Raw genomic sequence first — 18,757 nt, 5'->3', positions numbered from 1 at the left:
TGAAAAGTTTCGCATGAGCAATTCGCCGATCTTCCGCGCCCCCCGGAGCGGTGCGCGTGCCCTGGTCAGGCGATGCTTCGCCGCCCCGGTCAGGCGGCGGTCAGGTACGCGCTCCAGCCGCCGGCCGGTGACTGGGCCGGGCCGAGGCCCTGGAGCCTGGCGAGCACCTTGGGGTCCTGGACCTCCAGCCAGTCGGTGAACTGCCGGAAGGACACGAGCCTTACATCCCTTTTGTCCGCCATGCCCTTGAGTGCCTCCTCGACGGCGTCCATGTAGATGCCGCCGTTCCACTGCTCGAAGTGGTTGCCGATGAACAGGGGGGCGCGGTTCGTCTCGTAGGCCCGCCGGAAGCCACCCAGGTAGGTGGCCGTCGCCTGGGTGCGCCAGCCCGGGTAGTTGGCGGGGACGCCCTGGGTGGTGTTCTTCGACTGGTTGGCGAGGATGTTGTAGTCCATCGAGAGGACCTCGAAGGAGTGGCCGGGGAACGGCAGCGACTGCAGTGGCAGGTCCCAGATTCCGGACCTGCGCACCGGCCAGACCTGGAGGCCGCCGGGCGAGCTGGAGTCGTAGCGCCAGCCCAGCCGCTGAGCCGTCGGCAGGAGGCTGTCCCGGCCGAGCAGGCAGGGGGTGCGGGCGCCCTTCAGCTCCTTGGCGTAGTCGAAGGGCAGGGGTTCGAGATCGGTGAATCCGGTGTTCGTGCGCCAGTTGGTGACGAACGACACGGCCTGCTCGATCTCGCTCTGCCAGTCCTCCGGCGTCCACCTGCCGACCGAGCCGGATCCGGCGCAGAAGTGGCCGTTGAAGTGGGTCCCTATCTCGTGCCCGTCCAGCCAGGCCTGGCGGACGTGCGTGAGGGTGGAGCGGACGTTCTCGTCCTTGAGGTAGCCGATGTCCGAGGCCCCGACGGGGTTGTTCGGCGGCCGGTAGAGGTGCCGCTTCGACTCGGGCAGCAGATAGACGCCGGAGAGGAAGAAGGTCATGGCCGCGCCGTGGTCCTTGGCGAGCTTGAGGAAGCGCGGGAAGAGACCGTTGCCGATCTCCCCCGCGCCGTCCCAGCTGAAGACGACGAACTGCGGCGGGGTCTCGCCCGGCTGGAGCGGCACGGGCGCGTCCGGTTGGTTCGGCTGCGGGCCGGTGTCGGCGGTGGAGCCGTCACCGATCGGCCTGGCCGCCGGCTTCTCGCCGGGCTTCGGGTTCTTCGGGTTCCTGACGGGTCCGGGAGAGCCGGGACCGGACGTGTCCGATGAGCCGCAGCCCGCGATTCCCATCGCGGCGGCCGCACCAAGTCCCAGTCCCAGCAGCCCCCTCCGACTGACTCCCCTGATGTCGCGCATGTCACCGTCCCCACTGTCGACCACCCATACCGACCCGAAGTCCATATAAACGGACAATCAGATCGGACATGCGAGCTGACACGGTGATTCCCGCGCGACTTGTCTTTAGTTGGGCAGAACCGTAACGGCCTGTAACAGTCGGCCGATCAAGACCCGATCAGCCCGGCCGCGCCCCGATCGGGCACAGATCGGGCACGGACCGGGCACGGACCGGGCACGGATCAGGCCCGGATCGAACAGGGGTCAGGCGCCGAACGCCTTGGACGCGCCCTTCACCGGCTTGGCCCCGGCCAGCAGATGAGCCGGCACCAGATCCCGGGCCGGCTCGCTGTACCCCACCGACACCAGCTTGTCGCCCTGGAAGGTGAACGAGGTCATCGAGGCCAGCGTGCACTGCCGGCGCCGCGGGTCGTGCCACAGCCGGCGCTTCTCCGCGAAGCTGCGCACGATCCAGATCGGCAGCTGGTGGCTGACCGCCACCGCCTCCCGGCCGCGGGCCGCGTCGCGCGCCGCCTCCAGCGCGCTCATCATCCGGACCACCTGCTCGACGTAGGGCTCGCCCCACGACGGCTTGAACGGATTCGTCAGGTGCTTCCAGTTGCCGGGCTTGCGCAGCGCGCCGTCGCCGACCCCGAAGGTCTTGCCCTCGAAGACGTTCTCCGCCTCCAGCAGGCGCGCGTCGGTCGCCAGGTCCAGGCCGTGGACCTTGGCGACCGGCTCCGCCGTCTCCTGCGCCCGCTCCAGCGGGGAGGACACCACGTAGGCGATGTCCCGACCCTTGAGGTGGTCCGCGACCCGGTCCGCCATCTGCCGGCCCAGCTCGGACAGGTGATAGCCGTCACGGCGCCCGTAGAGCACCCCGTCGGGGTTGTGCACCTCGCCGTGGCGCACCAGGTGCACGACGGTGAGCTCGGGGGTGGCGGGCGTGGCGCTGCTGCTCATGCGGTGGCCTCCGCGGCGGCTCGGGCGGCGGCCGGCAGTGCCGCCGCGATGCGCTCGATCGCCTTCTCGTCGTGGGCGGTGGAGACGAACCAGGACTCGAAGGCGGACGGCGGCAGGTACACGCCCTGCGCCAGCATCGAGTGGAAGAACCCGTTGAAGCGGAAGCTCTCCTGCTTCTTGGCGTCGTCGTAGTTGCGCACCTCGTCCTCGGTGAAGAAGACGGAGAACATGTTGGACGCGGTCTGCAGCCGGTGCGCCACGCCCTCCTTGGTGAGCGCGCCGGTGACCAGGCCCTGGATCTCCTTCGAGACCGCGTCGACCTTCTCGTACGCGGCCGCGTCGAGCAGGCGCAGCTGCGCGAGACCGGCGGCGGTCGCGATCGGGTTACCGGAGAGCGTGCCGGCCTGGTAGACGGGACCGGCGGGGGCCAGGTGGCCCATGACATCGGCGCGGCCGCCGAAGGCCGCGGCGGGGAAGCCACCACCCATGACCTTGCCGAAGGTCATCAGGTCCGGCTCGACCCCGTCGACGCCGTACCAGCCGGCGCGGGAGGTCCGGAAGCCGGTCATGACCTCGTCGGAGATGTAGAGCGCGCCGTTCTCCCGGCACAGGTCCGCGAGCCCCTGGTTGAAGCCGTCGGCGGGGGTCACCACACCCATGTTGCCGGGCGCGGCCTCGGTGATCACGCAGGCGATCTCACCGGGGTGCGCGGCGAAGGCCGCCCGGACCGCTTCGAGGTCGTTGTAGGGGAGGACGATCGTGTCGCCGGCCTGCGCGCCCGTCACACCGGGGGTGTCCGGAAGCGCGAAAGTCGCCAAACCGGAACCGGCGGCGGCCAGCAGCGCGTCCACGTGACCGTGGTAGCAGCCGGCGAACTTCACGACCTTGGCGCGACCGGTGAAGCCGCGGGCCAGCCGGATCGCCGACATGGTCGCCTCGGTGCCGGAGGAGACCAGGCGGACCTGCTCCACGGGTTCGATGCGCGCGACGATCTCCTCGGCGAGCGCCACCTCTCCCTCACCGGGCGTACCGAAAGAGGTACCGCGGGCGACGGCCGCCTGGACGGCCTCGATCACCTCGGGGTGCGAATGGCCGAGGATCATCGGTCCCCACGAGCACACGAGGTCGACGTACTCACGACCGTCGGCGTCGGTGAGGTACGGACCGGTCCCGGACACCATGAACCGGGGCGTACCGCCCACGGCGCGGAAGGCGCGCACGGGAGAGTTCACGCCGCCGGGGGTCACGAGGGAGGCGCGCTCGAAGAGCGTCTGCGAAACTGGGGCTTCATACGGGTACGGGTAGCTCACACCAGCCATGGTCTCAGAGGCCGCGACAGACTTGCGGACGGGCGTTTCACCGCGTCGCCGCGGGGGAGGTCACTGCCATGATGATCAGGCTGCGTGGCGGGGGCCGCGGGGCCGGGGCAAGCAAGACCAGTCGGGTGGAGATATGCAACGCGGTGGTGGACCGGGCGAGGGAACGGACGGCCTCGATCCGCAGCGCGCCCGCGAGGCCCGCCGCCGGGGCAAGCACCGCCGCCGCGGAACGGAGGCGGCCGACGCCGTCCCCGTGCCCACGTCCCCGTCCGACGACCTGCCCAAAGGCCGCGGTATGGGAGTGACGTACAAGTACTTCGGCGCCCCCGACGGCGCCACCGCCGCCCGGGTCCCGGTCACGATGCGGCCGGAGGAGCTCGGCGGCGACGAGCTCGGCATGGGCGGCCTCTTCACCAAGATCAAGCCGGAGACGGTGGCCGCGATGGTCCTGACCGGCATCGAAGGCATACCCCTCCACAAGGTGCCCCCGCTGGAGCTGGTCGTCCTCCACCCCGACTACGCCGTGGTCAAGCTCCCCATGACCGTGGTCGACCCGCTGCGCGGAATCGGCGAGGAATCGGTGGGCGCGGCGGCCTTCATCTGGTCCACGGTCCCGGACCGCGGCGGCCCCAGCGACGCCTTCAACGTCTACCAGCTGCTCCACGAGTGGCAGGACTTCAGCCACCGCCTCCACGAGGCCGGTCACCAGCCGTACTGCCTGGTCTGGCCCTGACCTCCGGATCTACGCCAGAGGTGCCCATGGGCAGCGGCGGGTGAGCGGGAGGGGTCTCGTGCGCGCGAAGGCAGACGACCGCAGCGGTTCCACCGGCGAGCAGCTGGTCCGGCCCGACCGCACACCCCGGCCCCGGCAGCCGCGGCCGCCCGTAGCGGCGACGGGACCTACCGGCAGGTAGCCGCGGCAGACAGCCTGCAGAGCGGTTGGGTCTTCCCCCGGGTGTGCCCGAACGGGCATGTCGCCGGGCGGACGTCGCGGGTAAGCAGGTGCACGTCCCGCCGCGTCCCCCGAGAGGCATGCCCATGCGTATCCCCGCCCGTGACAGAGCAGCAGCCGATGCCTCCAAGGACAGCTCCGCCCCGTCCCGGCAGGCGCGTACGGCTGAGGAGCGGGCCCCCGCCGCTCCCGCGTCGGCGACACTGCCGGCGCTCCAGCGGTCCGTCGGCAACGCGGCGGTGACGCGCATGCTCGCGGCGGGCCACGGCGCCGGTCCCGGGCACGAGGACACCCCGGTCCAGCGGGCGACCGCGCATGACGTGCTCCGGTCGCCCGGGCGGCCGCTCGAAGGATCCCTGCGCGAGGAGATGGAGAGCCGGCTCGGCGCCGACTTCTCCGACGTACGGGTCCACTCCGGTCCTCTCGCACAGCGGTCCGCGGCCGAGATGGGGGCCCGGGCGTACACCTCCGGCAGGGACGTCGTGATCGGAGCGGGCGGCGGTGACAAGCACACCCTCGCACACGAGCTCACCCATGTGATCCAGCAGCGGCAGGGGCCGGTCTCGGGGACCGACACGGGCCACGGGCTGCGGGTCAGCGACCCCGGCGACCGGTTCGAGCGGGAGGCCGAGGCCAACGCGAGCCGGGTCATGGCCGGGCCCGCGCCCGTCCAGCGCGCCGCCTGCGAGGAACACGGCACGCACGGCCCGCACGCCACGCACGCGCCGGGATCCGGCGGGCGGGTCGCCGTCCAGCGCAAGGGGCCCGAGGAGCTCGGCCCCACGCTGCCGGCCGACCCGCCGCGTCCCGGGAAGCTGCTGGGCCGGCTCCTGGCGCGCAACCCGGCGCCGGCGGACCCGTTGGTGGCGCAGGTGCGGGCGGGCATCGCCGCGTACGACAGCGATCCCGTCCGCGACCCCATGCACTGCATGATCGAGCTGTCGCGCCTCACGCAGGAGATCGCCCCGGCCGAGGACGACGCGCCCGCGGCCGTCAAGCCCTGGCTGGCCGCCGCGCTCGAAGTCGTCAAGGCCGAACTGGTGCTGGTGAACGACCAGCTCGTCCGCGACGCCGAGCTCCCCGTCGAGGCGGGGGCGCCGTTCAGCGCGATGACCACGAACGGCATGCTGTGGCAGGAGGCGCAGTGGGCCGACAGCGCGGCCGCGTTCCAGATGCACGGGCCCAGCTACTTCCGCGAGCTGTCGGAGCTCAACCGGGCCGGGATGGCCAAGGAGATCGCCGGGGGCCAGGGTGACCGGAACTGGGTCCCCGACGTCAGGGCCAAGCTGACGACCGCGCTGCAGCAGAGCGTGCTGTGCCACTACACGGGCAGGTCACGGGCCGAGACGATGCTCGCCCAGGGACAGATGAAGTCCAAGACCGAGCTGCTCAGGGCGAACCCGGACGCGCCGAACAACTCTGAGGCGTACGACAAGCACGTCCTGGCCAACGAGGGCTTCGTCTTCTTCTTCCTGGAAGTGCAGGACAGCCCGTTCCGGCCGACGCGGTTCAGCGGCGACGACGAACCGGCCCGGATCCAGATCCCGCTCACCGAGTCCCCCCTCATGAGCCAGGGCTGGCTGATGCTCAGCGACTTCGCGCAGCGCGAGTACCCCACCGTGCGCGCGCGGCCCGAGGACCCGGCGCAGACGGAGAGCAAGCTGAACACCCGTGAGGACGCCTTCTCGGAGGGGTTCACGCTGCCGGTGCGGAAGTTCGACGTCGGCGCCGGGGCGGCGGCCGGCTCGCTGGACATGGAGGCGGTCATGGACGCGATGGGCAACGAGTCGGACCAGGAGCGAAGGGGTCAGATCCTCTTCTCCACGACCCAGGCTCTGTCGGACGCGCACAGCACCATGACCTACGGATCCGGTGCGCAGGAGCAGGCCCATTCGGAGCGGCTGCGGTCCAACACCCTGATGGGCCGGGACATCGTGCCGGGTCTGGCGGAGCGGGCCGTCGTGGAGATCCAGCGCCTCGAAGCGGTGAACCCGCAGCTCGCGGTCCGGCTCAAGGCGATGTCCGGCGCCGATCTGATGCGTTTCCTCCTCAAGGACCTGCTGCGGCCACAGGCGATGCTGCCGAACACGGTCGACCTCGGCGCGGCCACGGTGGTCCTGGAATCCGGTCAGCAGGTGGGAGTCCCCACGCACTGACCGGACCAAAAGGGAGAGACCAATTCAAGCCATGCTTGGCGCTTCGTCAACTGGCGTCATGGCTACCGGGGTTAACCGTTCCAGGCACTGCCGAAACGAAAGCGTGCGGTTGCGAGGAGAACGCCCGATCGATCCTCAGGAGTACCGATTTCCGGACGCCGGGGCAAAGGCCCCCTTTGCCCTGGCGTACAACCTGACCGACTATGTCCGTGCCGCTCGGGTCACCGGAGGTCGCTCAGCACGCCGCTCACGTTGAGCACCTCGTGACACTCCTGCGCCTGACGGCCGGTGGCCGGGGTGCCTGGTTTTGCACAGGTCACCTGCACGGTCACAGTCTGGCTCTCGGTGATGCTGATGGGGGTGACCCAGTGGTAGTCCTGGTTGCGGAACGTCTCCAGCGCGATCGTCGTGATCTTGCGGTCGCCGAAGTCGATCGTCACCACTCCTTCGTCGCCCTGGAAATTCGCGACAACGATGTCCGTGATCCCGAAGGCCTTGCCCGCGGGCACCGTGTAGGTACCGGCCTTGGTCTGCCCGCCACCGGTCTGCAGGTCGATGGTGGCCGAGCTCTGCTGTCCTCCGGCCCCGGTACCGCCGCCTCCGGTACCGCCGCCGGTGCCGCCTCCCGTACCGGCTCCACCCGCCCCGGGCTGGGTGCCCTTGCCGCCGCCCGGCTGCTTGCCGTCGCCGGTCACCGGGGTCTGCCCGTTCAGGTCCGCGCTGGGCGTCGGCTTCTTCTGGACCGCCTCGTCGGCGGCCTCCTTGGCCGTACTACGCACGGCCGGACGCACCAGCAGGAACCAGGCGAGCAGCAGCGCGAGCAGCGCGGCCAGTACTGCGAGCAGCCACGTCGGGAAGATCGGGATCTGGACGAACTCCGCATCCAGCGGCGCCCGGACGGGGTCCGGCTCCGGCCGCGCCCTGCCGTCCTCACCGTCACCGTCACCGCGGGCTTCGACTTCGGCTTCGGCCACGGCGACGGTGAACGGCCACGTCACCGGGGCCCCGAACCACACCGGCCTGCCGGTGCGGACCCGCAGCCCCACCTCCGCCGACTCCCCCGGCTCCAGCTTCAGCGCCGTGGGGGTGAAGGCGAACTTCAGCTCTTCTCCCGCCTGGGCGGGCGTGAAGTCCAGCCGTACGGGGCAGTTGCCCTCGTTGCGCACGGCCAGTCGATAGCGTCCGCGCAGCCAGCCGCGGCGCCGCCTGGGAGCGCTCTCGGCCCGCAGCTCCCGGAACTCCTCGATGTGCACGGTGGTCTCGGGGACCCGCACGGCCTCGGGCTGCTCGGTGGGCAGCACACGGACGGCGAGCGGCACGTCCCCCGCCCGTACCTGCGGTGAGCGGGGCGGTGCCAGACGGATCGTCACCGTTTCCGACGTGCCGGGGTAGAGCGAGACGCGCTCGGGTTCCACCGTGGTCCAGGCAGCGCAGTCGCCGACGACCTCCAGGCGGTACGCCTCGACGATGTCGCTGTCGTTGCGGACGGTCAGGCTGGTGGATGCGGTACCGCCCGGCGTCACCGACACCGGCGGGATGTCGAGGCCGGGCGCGCCAGGGCTTGAAGAGGCTGCTGGGGATATCACACCACGACGCTATGCCGCCGCCCCCGCCACCTCCACGGACGCGAGGGCAACGCCCCGGGCAACCCGGATGCCCCCTCAGACGCTCATCAACTACGAGTGCCCAACCACTTGTTGATCATTCCTCTCCATCCGTGACCCCACATACGCATCATGGAACAGGTACGACACATGACCCAGCCTGACAACAACGGACCCGTCTCCTCGTCCGGCGCCGGCGAACGCGTCACCGTGGCCGTGTACGCACCGGACCCGATCCTGCACGTCGGGGTCGTCCACCAGCTGCGCCAGCGCCCCGAGATCGAACTCGTCGACGCCGCCGACGGCGCGCAGGTGTCGCTCGTCGCCGTGGACAGCGTGGACGACGAAACGGCCGCCCTGCTGTACCGGCTGCGGCACGACTCCAGCACGCGCACCGGGCTCGTGGTCGGCACGTTCGAATCCGGGGACGCCTTGCAGCGCGCCATCGAATGCGGGGTCACCGCGGTGCTGCGACGCAGCGAGGCCGACCAGGACCAGCTCCTGCGTCTGGTCCTGGCGATAGCCAACGGCGAGGGCATGCTGCCCGGCGACCTGCTCGCCAAGCTCCTCGACCACGTGGGCAGCCTGCAGCGTTCGGCCCTCGACCCGCACGCCGTGTCCCTGTCCACCCTGACCGCGCGCGAGGCCGACATGCTGCGCCTGGTGTCGGAGGGTCTGGACACCGCGGAGATCGCGCGCAAGACCTCGTACTCCGAACGGACCGTCAAGAACGTGCTGCACGAGATCATCACGCGGCTGCACCTGCGCAATCGCACACATGCGGTGGGCTACGCCCTGCGCAACGGGCTGATCTGAGCGTACGGCGGAGGCCGGCGGCGGGAGCCGGCAGCCCGCCGGCCCGGACGGCCCGCACCCCCACTGCCCGAAAGCGCACCGGGTGCTTCCCCCGGGTGCGGCCCCGCGGCCCTGCCGGCCGTACGTTCCGGGCCGCAAGGTGGCGGGGTCATACGTGAATGCTGTACCGGACTGTGAGGTGGACCGTGATGGGCACGGGTGGCTCCGGCAGTCGTCGACGCCGCTGGGGGAGGGCCGGCGCGCCACTGCTGCTGCTGGTCCCCCTGCTCGTGGTGACGGCGGCCACCGGCCCTGGCGACGCCGAGGCGCGCCCCCTGGCGGCCGACGCCGGTGACGGCCGGGTCGTGTACGCCGGTACGCGCCACCGCAGCCTGGGCCGGGTGGCGACCGGCACGTCCAGCACCCCGCTGTTCGGGGAGGGCCCGGCCCACCTGGACACCCAGCCCGCCGCACTGGGCGACCAGCTGGTCTTCGCCGGCCGCCGCGACGAGCGGACCCCGCAGGTCTACCTGCGCTCCGCGGACGGCTCGGTGCGCCGCCTGACCAGCGGCCTGGACGTGGCGAACCCCCGGCTGACCCCGGACGGCCGGTCGGTCGTCTTCGACTCGGCCCAGCCCGCCCAGGCCGGCGGCATCCAGCGCGACCTGTGGCTGGTGCGCACCGACGGCACCGGCCTCACCCGGCTGACCGACTCCCCCGCGAACGAGGAGCACCCCACGGTCTCGCCGGAGGGCGGACGCCTGGCGTACTCCTCGGACGGCGACGCGGCCGCCGGCCGGCAGGTCTACGTACGCCCCCTGCGGGGCGGCGCCGCCACCCGCGTGACCGACCCCGCCAACGGCAAGGCCACCGAGCCGGTGTGGAACCCGGTGGACGACAAGACGAACCGGGACGTGATCGCCTACACGGCCACCGGATCGGCCGGGCCCCGCCTGCGGTGGACCGACGGGCGCACCGACGGCCCGCTGCTGGCGGGCGCCCAGGCGGGCTGGCGTACCCGCGGGGCAGCGTGGCTGCCCGACGGGAACGGCGTGCTCTTCCTCAGCCCGGACCGCACCTGCGACTGCAAGGGCGACTGGGACCACGTCTTCCGGGTGCCCGCGCATTCGGCCGACACGCCCCAGCTGGTGCTCAGCGAGGACCGCGAGGTCGGTTCGGCCACCTGGCTCGGCCCGCTGACCGGCGGCGGCGTCGTCGTCGAGCGGACCTCGGCGGCCGGACCGCACGTGGTGACCCTGCAGGACGCCCGGATGGACGGCTCCGACCCCCGCGATCTCAACCTGACCATCCTCAAGGAGGACCCGGCGGCCGACACCAACACCGACCCGGCCAAGGACCCGCTGTTCCAGCCCGCCCCAGGCTTCGACCCGTGGACCGAGCGGCAGAACTACACGCCCGACGGGCGCCGGATCGTACTGACCCGCTTCGAGGACACACGCGACGGCCGGATCGAACGGATCTGGATGGCGGACGCCGACGGCACCAACGAGGCGGCCCTGCCGCTCGCCGGCCGCGGCCCCAAGGACTGGGACACCGACCCGGCGTTCTCCCCCGACGGCAAGCTCCTGGCGTTCACCCGGACCTCGCCCGGTGGCGTCGGCGGTGACACGGGCATCGCGCGCATCCTGATCGCGGACGCCGCCACCGGGGCGATCCGCGGCGAGATCACCCCGCCCGCCGGCCAGGACCGGAGCGGCGATGCCCAGCCCACTTGGTCCTCCGACGGCACGACACTGGCCTTCACCCGCAACCTCGTGATCAACGACCGTGGCGGCAACAAGCACATCTGGACCGTGCCCGTGGACCACCTGGACCGGCAGCGCGACCTGAGCGCCACCATGTGTCCCGGTTCCTGCGAAGTCATCGACGACAGCCCGGCGTTCTCACCGGACGGCGCCACCATCGCCTTCAACCGCAAGAACGGCGGCGGCCGCGTCGACGAGCGCAGCGGCATCCTGCTCGCCTCCGCGGCCGGCGGTGCCTGCCGGGTCCTGCTGCCCGACGCCGCCCGCGACCTGCCGGGGGCCTGCGGCCGGGAACTGCCCGAGCCCACGGCCAAGGGACCGTTCCAGCCCCGCGACGCCGCATGGACCGCCGACGGCAAGAGCCTGGTGCTCAGTGCCCGCGGCTCACGGGCCCCCAACAGCCCGGAGAAGCTGAAGCTGGTGGACGTGGCCTCCGGCGACCACAACCTGCTCGTCACGGGCCTGCCGGGCCGCCAGAAGGAGCCCGGCGTGCAGCAGTCGGTCGACCTCGCGGTGCGGGCGCCCGAGAAGGCCGCGCCGCTCACCGTCGGCGGCTCCGGCACGGTCCGGGTGGACGTCGTCAACCAGGGCCCGGCGGCCTCGCCCGGTACCCGGCTGACCGTCGCACCCCCGCTCGGCGCGAGCGTCACCGCTCTCACCGCCCCCGGAGCCACGTGTGACGCGGCGGCGCTGACCTGCGCCCTGGGCGTGGTGCCCGCCGGCGCCACCGTCCCGGTGACCGTCACCCTCACCGGCGTCACTCCCGGGGACCAGCCGGTGGACTGGTCGGTCACCGGCACCGTGCTCGACCCCCGCCCCAGCGACAACTCCGGACGGACCGTGGTGCCGGTGCGCGAGGCGCCCGTGCCTCCGAAGCCCACCCCGCCGACGCCGACGCCGACCCCGCCGACGCCGACCCCGCCGACCCCTGTCCCGCCGACGAAGCCGCCCGCGCCGCAGCCGGAGCCGCCCGCGCCCCCGGCCGGCCCCGGGCTGAGCATCACGGCGCAGCCGAACCCCGGCTACGTGGGCGGCCGCGTCGTCGTCACGTACACCGTCCGCAACGGCCGCAACGCCCTGGCCACCGGCCTGCGGCTGCGCATGGGCCTTCCGCAGGGCGTGCCGAGCGCCGGGCCGCCGCCGGGCTGCGACCGGAACGGGGAGTGCGCACTGCCGGACCTGGCGCCGGGCGCACGGACCGTCCTGCGGGTCGTCCTCAACCCGGACAAGGCGCTCACCGCTCTGGTGACCGGCAGCCTGACCACGACCGGCACGGACGCCGACCCTGGTGACAACACCGCCCAGCAGCAACTGCGCATCCTCCAGCCGCGCATCGTCGCCGTGCCGCCGATCGGCAAGCCCGGCTTCGTCACCTCGGTGCGCGGCGAGGACTTCCCGCCCGGCGTGCCGGTGCGGTTCACGTGGAAGCCGGGCATCACGGCAGCGGCGGCACCGACGTTCCCGCAGCGCGACGGCACGTTCATCGGCCAGCTGCTGATCCTGGCCAAGGACCAGACGGGCCCCCGCGTCATCACCGCGAGCGGTCCCGGCTTCTCGCCGGTGCAGACCGACTTCCTCGTGGTCAACGGCTCGGTGCAGCCGCCCGACGAGGTGACCCGCCGGTGATCCACGAAGTCGACGAGGGGCTGCGCCGGCTGCTGGCGGAGTCCGGCCTGGAGGCATCGGGCATCGAGGTGGTCTTCGACGCCCCGACGAGCGAGTGGGCGGCCCGCCGCAGCGCGCCCACGGTCTGCGTGTTCCTGTACGACATCCGCGAGGACCACACCCGGCGCGGCAGCGGCGCGGGCGAGGTGTACGACGCGGACGGCTTCGTCGTCGCGCGCCGCACCCCGCCGCGCTGGTTCGAGCTGACGTACCTGGTCACCGCCTGGGCGAGCCGACCGCAGGACGAGCACCGGCTGCTCTCCCAGGTGCTCTCCCGCCTCGTGAACACCGACACGCTGCCCCCGCACACGCTCACCGGCACGCTCGCCGAACTCGGCCTGCTCGTGGACGTGGACGCGGGCGGTACCGGCATGGACGCACCGGCCGCCTCCGACGTGTGGTCGGCGCTCGGCGGCGAGCTGAAGCCGTCCCTCGGGCTGCGCGTCAAGGCACCGCTGGCGGGCATCAGCAGGGTCACGGCCCCGCCCGTCACCGAGGGGCTCGTCGTGAACTCCGTACCGCAAGCCGCACCGGACGGTGCCGAGAACGGGCGCCGACTGCGCTACACCGGGCTGGGCGAGCCGGGACCGGAGGGCTTCGGCGGATCCCGGGAACGGCCGAACGCCCCCGCGCGCCGCCGACGGGGGGAACGGCAGCCGTGACGCACACCATCCGGCCGGCGACCACGCCCGCGGTCCCGGCCGACACCACCCCGTACCTGTGGACGCGGCTCCAGCTCGTCGAGGAGCGGGTACGCCGGGCCGTGGAGCTCCGGCGGGCCGTCGATCCCGACCCGGACGACCCCTACCGGGGCCAGTACCTCACGCCTGAGGCGGTCGCCCGCATCCTGGACGCACCGCACGGCCCCGGCCTGCCCGCGCTCGCACCGGCCGCGCCCCCACCCGGCTCGCCGCTCGACGTCCTCGCCGCGCGCTTCGCGCTGGAGCCGCTCGACGTGGACCTGCTCCTGGTGGCCATGGCACCGGACCTGGACGCCCGCTTCGAACGGCTCTACGGCTACCTCAATGACGACCTGACGCGCCGCCGGCCCACCGTCGGCCTCGCCCTCGAACTGTGCGGCCGCACCGGGTCGGCCGCCGCGCGGTTCCGGCTCTCCCCCACCGCACCGCTCGTCGCGGGCGGTCTGCTGGAGGTCACCGAGCCCGAACGGCCGCCCCTGTCGCGGGTGCTGGCCGTCCCGGACCGGGTCACCGCCCATCTGCTGGGCGACGCCTCGCCCGACCCGCGTCTGACCGATGTGCTCGGTCACGCCCACGACGACCCGGCCGTCGACCCGGCCGAGCTGCGGCGGGCCGTCGCCGCGGCCGGCAGCGGCACCCGCCATGTCCACCTGCGGGCCCGCGGCGGCGATCCGCAGGGCCTGGCCGCCGCCGCGCTGCACGCGTGCGGGCCGGGCCCCCTGGCCCTGGAGGCGGCGGCACTGGCCCAGCACGTCCGCGCCGTGCCCGAACTCGCCCGCGCCACCGCCCGCGAGGCCCGCCTGACGGGTGCCGGTGTGCTGCTGGGGCCGCTGGAGGAACTGCCCGACAAGCCCGACGAGCGGGCCCGCGTCCTGCGCACGCTGTGCACCGCGCTGCGCGGCATCCCCCTGTTCACCTACGGAACGAGCGGCTGGGAACCCGCCTGGGCGGCCGACACCCCCGTCACCCTGACGGTGGCGGCTCCCACCCCCGACCGGCACGTCGCCCGCTGGCGGCACGCGCTGGAGGGCGCCGCCGGAGAACACGGCGCGGGTGGCGACGCCCATGCGCTCGCCCGGTCCGTGTCCGCGCACCGCCTCGACGCCGGGCAGCTGCGGCGCGCCGCCGACACCGCGGTGCGCACCGCCGCGCTCGACGGCCGCCCGCTCTCCCCCGACGGCCTGCGCACCGCCGTACGGGCCCAGAACGGCGCGGGGCTCGCCCGTCTCGCCCGTCGGGTGGAGCCCGCGGTGGGCTGGGACGACCTGGTGCTGCCCGCCCCCACCCACCGCCGGCTGCGTGAACTCGCCGTGCGCGCCCGCCACCGCGACCAGGTGCTCGGGCAGTGGGGCATGCGGCCCGGCGGCGGGCGCGGGCGCGGGGTGATCGCGCTGTTCGCCGGGTCCTCCGGCACCGGCAAGACCATGTCCGCCGAGGTGGTGGCGGCCGACCTGGGCATGGACCTGTACGTGGTGGACCTGTCCACGGTCGTCGACAAGTACGTCGGCGAGACCGAGAAGAACCTGGAGCGGATTTTCACCGAGGCGTCGGCCGTCAACGCGGTACTGCTGTTCGACGAGGCCGACGCGATCTTCGGCAAGCGCTCGGAGGTGAAGGACGCCCACGACAAGCACGCCAACATGGAGTCGGCCTACCTGCTCCAGCGGATGGAGTCGTTCGACGGCATCGCCGTCCTCACCACCAACCTGCGGGCCAACCTCGACGAGGCGTTCACCCGCCGCCTGGACGTGGTCGCGGACTTCCCGGTGCCCGACGCCGCCCAGCGCCTGGCCCTGTGGGAACGGTGCCTGGGCGACCGGCTGCCCCGGGCCGGCGACCTCGATCTCGGCTTCTGCGCGGACCGGTTCGAACTGGCCGGAGGCTCGATCCGGGCCTGTGCCGTGACGGCCGCCTACTTCGCGGCCGCGTCGGGTGAACCGCTGACCATGCGCCAGGTGGTGACGGCGGTCGCCCAGGAGTACCGCAAGCTCGGCCGCCTGGTCCTGGAGGGCGAGTTCGGACCGTACCTGAGCCAGGTCGCCGGCGTGTGAGCCGTGGCGGCCGACGGGCCGGGCACGGTGCCTGGCCGGTCCGGCGGGGGCGACCGGGAGGGCAGCGCACTTGCCCCCGGCCAGGTCCGAACGCCCTTGTCCCGGGCGGCGGCCGCCGGAAAGGCTGTGGTCAGACCTGATTGCGGAGCCGTAACCCGAAGGAGCGAGCATGCCGACGTACCTCACCCCGGGCGTGTACGTGGAGGAGGTGCAGTCCGGTGCTCGCCCGATCGAAGGGGTCGGCACCGCCGTCGCCGCGTTCGTGGGATTCGCCCAGAGCGGCCCGTTCCACGAGCCGACGCTGGTCACCAGCTGGGACCAGTACTCCCAGCGGTTCGGCGGCTTCACCGAGGGCACCTACCTGCCGCACGCCGTCTACGGGTACTTCGCCAACGGCGGCGGCGCCGCGTACGTCGTCCGCATCGGCGGGCCGGCCCAGGACGCCTCCGCACCGGCCGCCGCGGGCGCCGTCCCCCAGCCCCGCGCCGCGGAGCCGGTCGAGCTCGGCGGCTTCCTGATCGCGGCCCGGCCGGGCGTCGCCGGAGTCTCCGTGGAGATCGCCGACGCGGACGGCGAGAACCCGCCCGAGGACCGCTTCAAGATCCTTGTCCGCCAGGGCGAGCAGGTGGCCGAGACCTACGAGGTGTCCGCCCGCAAGAACGTCAAGGGCTACCTCGTCACCCAGGCCCGCGCCTCGAAACTGATCGAGGTCACCGAGCAGCGGGGCGCGGCCCAGACCCGGCCCGCCGGGCAGACCGTCCTCGTGCCCGACGCCTCCTCCGCGTCGCCCGCACCGGCCGGCGGCAGCGGCGTGGCCCGGCTCGACCCGGCCGAGTACGTCGGCGACTCCGCCGCCCGCACCGGGTTCGCCGGCCTGGAGACCATCGACGAGATCACCATGGTCGCGGTACCGGACCTGATGAGCGCCTACCAGCGCGGCGACATCGACTCCGAGGGCGTACGCACCGTGCAGCTCGCGGTGATCTCGCACTGCGAGCAGATGGGCGACCGGGTGGCCGTCCTGGACACCCCGCCCGGGCTCTCCGCGCAGCAGGTGCGCACCTGGCGCAACGACGAGGCGGGCTACGACTCCCGCTACGCCACCCTCTACTACCCGTGGGTGCGGGTCTTCGACCCGGCCGCCGGGCGCAACACGACCGTCCCGCCGAGCGGCCACGTCGCCGGTGTGTGGGCGCGCAGCGACGCCGAGCGCGGTGTGCACAAGGCCCCCGCCAACGAGGTGATCCGCGGCGCGGTGGACCTGGAACTGCGCCTGAGCAAGGGCGAGCAGGACCTGCTGAACCCGATCGGTGTGAACTGCGTACGGGCCTTCCCCGGCCGGGGCATCCGGATCTGGGGCGCCCGCACCCTCTCCTCGGACCCGGCCTGGCGCTACCTGAACGTGCGCCGCCTCTTCAACTACCTGGAGGAGTCCATCCTCCTGGGTACCCAGTGGGTGGTCTTCGAGCCGAACGACGACCGGCTCTGGTCGAGCATCCGGCGCAACGTCACCGCGTTCCTCACCGAGGAGTGGCGCCGCGGCGCGCTGTTCGGCCGCACGGCGGCGGAGGCGTTCTACGTCAAGTGCGACCGGGACAACAACCCGCAGGAGTCCATCGACCAGGGCCGCGTGGTCTGTGAGATCGGTGTGTCGCCCGTCAAGCCCGCCGAGTTCGTGGTGTTCCGGCTGGCCCAGTTCTCCGACAGCACCAGCCTCATCGACGAGTGACCCTCCGGGGCAGCAAGGAAAGGTGAAGGACAGTCATGGCAGAGGGCGATGCTCTTTCCACCCATATCTTCGGCGTGCAGCTCGGCGGCTACCTGGTCGAATCGATCCAGGAGATCAGCGGCCTGACCGTCGAGGAAGAGGTCGTCGAGGTCCGCCAGGTCAGCGCGGAGGGCAAGCAGATCATCCGCAAGCAGCCCGGCGCGCGCCAGGCGGGCGAGGTCACGATCACCCGGGGACTCGACAAGAGCAGCGAGTTCACCAAGTGGATCAAGGAGACCCTGAACAACGGGGCCGTCGACACCGCTCGACAGAACCTCACCATCGAGATCAAGGACTCCACGGGCGCGACCGTCCGCCGCATCCAGCTGATGCAGGGCTGGGCCTCCAAGTGGGAGGGCCCCTCGCTCAAGGCCGGCGAGTCCGCCGCGGCCACCGAGTCGGTGACCATCGTGTTCGAGGAGATCATCGTCGAATGAGGCGCCGTACGGTGACGGCGGGCAACCTGGAGGAGATACTCCAGGTCACTGCGCCCGCGGCGGCCCCGGAGCAGGCGGCGGCGCACCCCTCCGCCGCCGCTCCGGCGGCGCGCGAGGACCACGGGCTGCGGACGGAGTTCGAGTTCGAGCTGCCGCGCGGGTACGTCGACGAAGCGGGCACGGTGCACCGGCACGGCTCGATGCGCCTGGCCACCGCCCGTGACGAACTGCGCCCCCAGATCGACCTGCGGGTCAAGGAGAACCCGGCGTACCTGAGCGTGGTGCTGCTCAGCCAGGTGATCACTCGGCTCGGCACCATCACCGACGTGCACGCCGGGATCGTGGAACGGATGTACGCGACCGACGTCGCGTTCCTCCAGGACTTCTACCGGCGCGTCAACAGCGAGGGACACACCCGCGCGGCGGTCACCTGCCCGCACTGCGAAGGCGGCTTCGAGGTCGACCTCTCCGGTGGGCGCCTGGGGGAATCGTGACGTACGCCCTCCCCCGGCTCAGGGAGGAGATCGCGTACATCGCCTACCACTTCCACTGGCAACGCGACGAGATCCTCGACCTGACCCACGGCGAGCGCCAGGAGTGGGTCACCGAGATAGCTCGCATCAACACCCGTGTGAACGAAGGCGGTTGAACCCATGGCATGGCGGGACAGGCTGCGTCGGCGCGCCGCCGTGCCGGACGCCGCGACCGCGGCGCCGGTAGCCCGGAACACGGCTGCCGCGCGGGACGTGACCGTACCCGGCGACTGGGACGGCGGCTGGCGCATGACGGCGCCGCCCGTACTGACCGTGTCCCGCGCGGCCATGAGCGTCAGCGACGGGCTCGCCTTCCGATCCGGCCTGGCCGCGTGGCGCGATCCGTCGTTCGACACCGGGCTCGCCCACGCCGTGCTGCCGTCCGCCCCGGCCGGCCTCGTGCGCGGTGTCACCCGCGCCGCCGGCGCCGCACGCCCCACCCCGAGCGGCGGCGGCCCGCTGCTGCTGCGGGCACTGCGGCAGCCGCCCGAAGCGGACCGGCCCGGTGCCGGTGACACCCCACAGATCTCGCGCCGGGTAAGCCCCGACGCCCCCGCGCCCGCCACCGCGTCGTCCCGTCCGAGCAGCCCGGGCACCCGCGGCCCGGCCGCCGATCCCGTGGTGTCCGGACCGGGCGCGCCCGTGCCGAACGCCGCGTCGCCGTCGCGCGGCGGCGCACCGCAGGCACCCGGGGGCCGGGCCCCCGCAACCGGGGCGCCCGGCGCACGCGGCCT

Annotated in this window: 13 protein-coding genes and 2 pseudogenes; 11 read left to right on the top strand and 4 right to left on the bottom strand. The window is 72.7% G+C overall.

Going from position 1 to position 18,757, the window contains the following annotated elements; genetic code table 11:
• Positions 1–89 precede the first annotated feature (89 nt).
• The 3 genes from AB8A24_RS20645 to hemL form a co-directional block, all read right to left on the bottom strand.
• Complete coding sequence (locus AB8A24_RS20645) at positions 90–1,325, bottom strand: hypothetical protein (protein ID WP_369477088.1); 1,236 nt, start codon at positions 1,323–1,325, stop codon at positions 90–92.
• 252 nt (positions 1,326–1,577) lie between these two features.
• Positions 1,578–2,276: a histidine phosphatase family protein gene (locus AB8A24_RS20640; RefSeq protein WP_369477038.1), complete on the bottom strand. Its 699-nt coding sequence runs from the start codon at positions 2,274–2,276 to the stop codon at positions 1,578–1,580.
• On the bottom strand, positions 2,273–3,595 hold the full coding sequence (gene hemL, locus AB8A24_RS20635) for a glutamate-1-semialdehyde 2,1-aminomutase (protein ID WP_030722502.1): 1,323 nt from the start codon (positions 3,593–3,595) through the stop codon (positions 2,273–2,275). The genes AB8A24_RS20640 and hemL overlap by 4 nt, the downstream gene beginning before the upstream one ends.
• 133 nt (positions 3,596–3,728) lie before the next feature.
• On the opposite strand from hemL, the gene AB8A24_RS20630 reads away from it, so the two are divergent.
• Both AB8A24_RS20630 and AB8A24_RS20625 read left to right on the top strand, forming a co-directional pair.
• Positions 3,729–4,328, top strand: coding sequence for a hypothetical protein (locus tag AB8A24_RS20630; protein WP_078851388.1), 600 nt, complete (start codon positions 3,729–3,731; stop codon positions 4,326–4,328).
• A gap of 467 nt (positions 4,329–4,795) precedes the next feature.
• A pseudogene (locus AB8A24_RS20625) lies at positions 4,796–5,203 on the top strand (DUF4157 domain-containing protein); the annotation flags it as partial.
• Positions 5,204–6,924: 1,721 nt separating this feature from the next.
• Here AB8A24_RS20625 and AB8A24_RS20620 read toward each other — a convergent pair.
• Complete coding sequence (locus tag AB8A24_RS20620; protein WP_328962157.1) at positions 6,925–8,289, bottom strand: hydrolytic protein; 1,365 nt, start codon at positions 8,287–8,289, stop codon at positions 6,925–6,927.
• Between the two features lie 168 nt (positions 8,290–8,457).
• On the opposite strand from AB8A24_RS20620, the gene AB8A24_RS20615 reads away from it, so the two are divergent.
• The 9 genes and pseudogenes from AB8A24_RS20615 to AB8A24_RS20575 form a co-directional block, all read left to right on the top strand.
• A complete protein-coding gene (locus AB8A24_RS20615; protein WP_328962158.1) occupies positions 8,458–9,123 on the top strand; it encodes a response regulator transcription factor in 666 nt (221 codons plus the stop codon).
• 188 nt (positions 9,124–9,311) lie between these two features.
• Positions 9,312–12,494: a hypothetical protein gene (locus AB8A24_RS20610; protein WP_369477035.1), complete on the top strand. Its 3,183-nt coding sequence runs from the start codon at positions 9,312–9,314 to the stop codon at positions 12,492–12,494.
• Positions 12,491–13,195 carry a DUF4255 domain-containing protein gene (locus AB8A24_RS20605; protein ID WP_369477033.1) on the top strand — a complete coding sequence of 235 codons (705 nt, stop codon included), beginning with the start codon at positions 12,491–12,493 and terminating at the stop codon, positions 13,193–13,195. Before AB8A24_RS20610 ends, AB8A24_RS20605 begins: the two co-directional genes overlap by 4 nt.
• Entirely contained in the window at positions 13,192–15,285 is a 2,094-nt protein-coding gene (locus tag AB8A24_RS20600) for an ATP-binding protein (RefSeq protein ID WP_369477031.1), read from the top strand. The genes AB8A24_RS20605 and AB8A24_RS20600 overlap by 4 nt, the downstream gene beginning before the upstream one ends.
• Before the next feature lie 169 nt (positions 15,286–15,454).
• Positions 15,455–17,014: a phage tail sheath family protein gene (locus AB8A24_RS20595; protein ID WP_328962162.1), complete on the top strand. Its 1,560-nt coding sequence runs from the start codon at positions 15,455–15,457 to the stop codon at positions 17,012–17,014.
• A 35-nt stretch (positions 17,015–17,049) separates the two neighbouring features.
• The gene (locus AB8A24_RS20590) at positions 17,050–17,490 is read left to right on the top strand and encodes a phage tail protein (protein WP_030388073.1); all 441 of its coding nucleotides are present in this window, start codon (positions 17,050–17,052) and stop codon (positions 17,488–17,490) included.
• Positions 17,487–17,984: a hypothetical protein gene (locus AB8A24_RS20585; RefSeq protein ID WP_328962163.1), complete on the top strand. Its 498-nt coding sequence runs from the start codon at positions 17,487–17,489 to the stop codon at positions 17,982–17,984. Before AB8A24_RS20590 ends, AB8A24_RS20585 begins: the two co-directional genes overlap by 4 nt.
• A complete protein-coding gene (locus tag AB8A24_RS20580) occupies positions 17,981–18,139 on the top strand; it encodes a DUF6760 family protein (RefSeq protein WP_167739575.1) in 159 nt (52 codons plus the stop codon). The genes AB8A24_RS20585 and AB8A24_RS20580 overlap by 4 nt, the downstream gene beginning before the upstream one ends.
• A gap of 4 nt (positions 18,140–18,143) precedes the next feature.
• Positions 18,144–18,757: pseudogene (locus AB8A24_RS20575) on the top strand (hypothetical protein); the annotation flags it as partial.

The organism is Streptomyces sp. BF23-19 (assembly GCF_041106355.1).
Lineage (GTDB): Bacteria > Actinomycetota > Actinomycetes > Streptomycetales > Streptomycetaceae > Streptomyces > Streptomyces virginiae_A.
The sequence above is the reverse complement of the archived record's forward strand: the minus strand, read 5'-3'. Positions and strand labels throughout refer to the sequence as shown.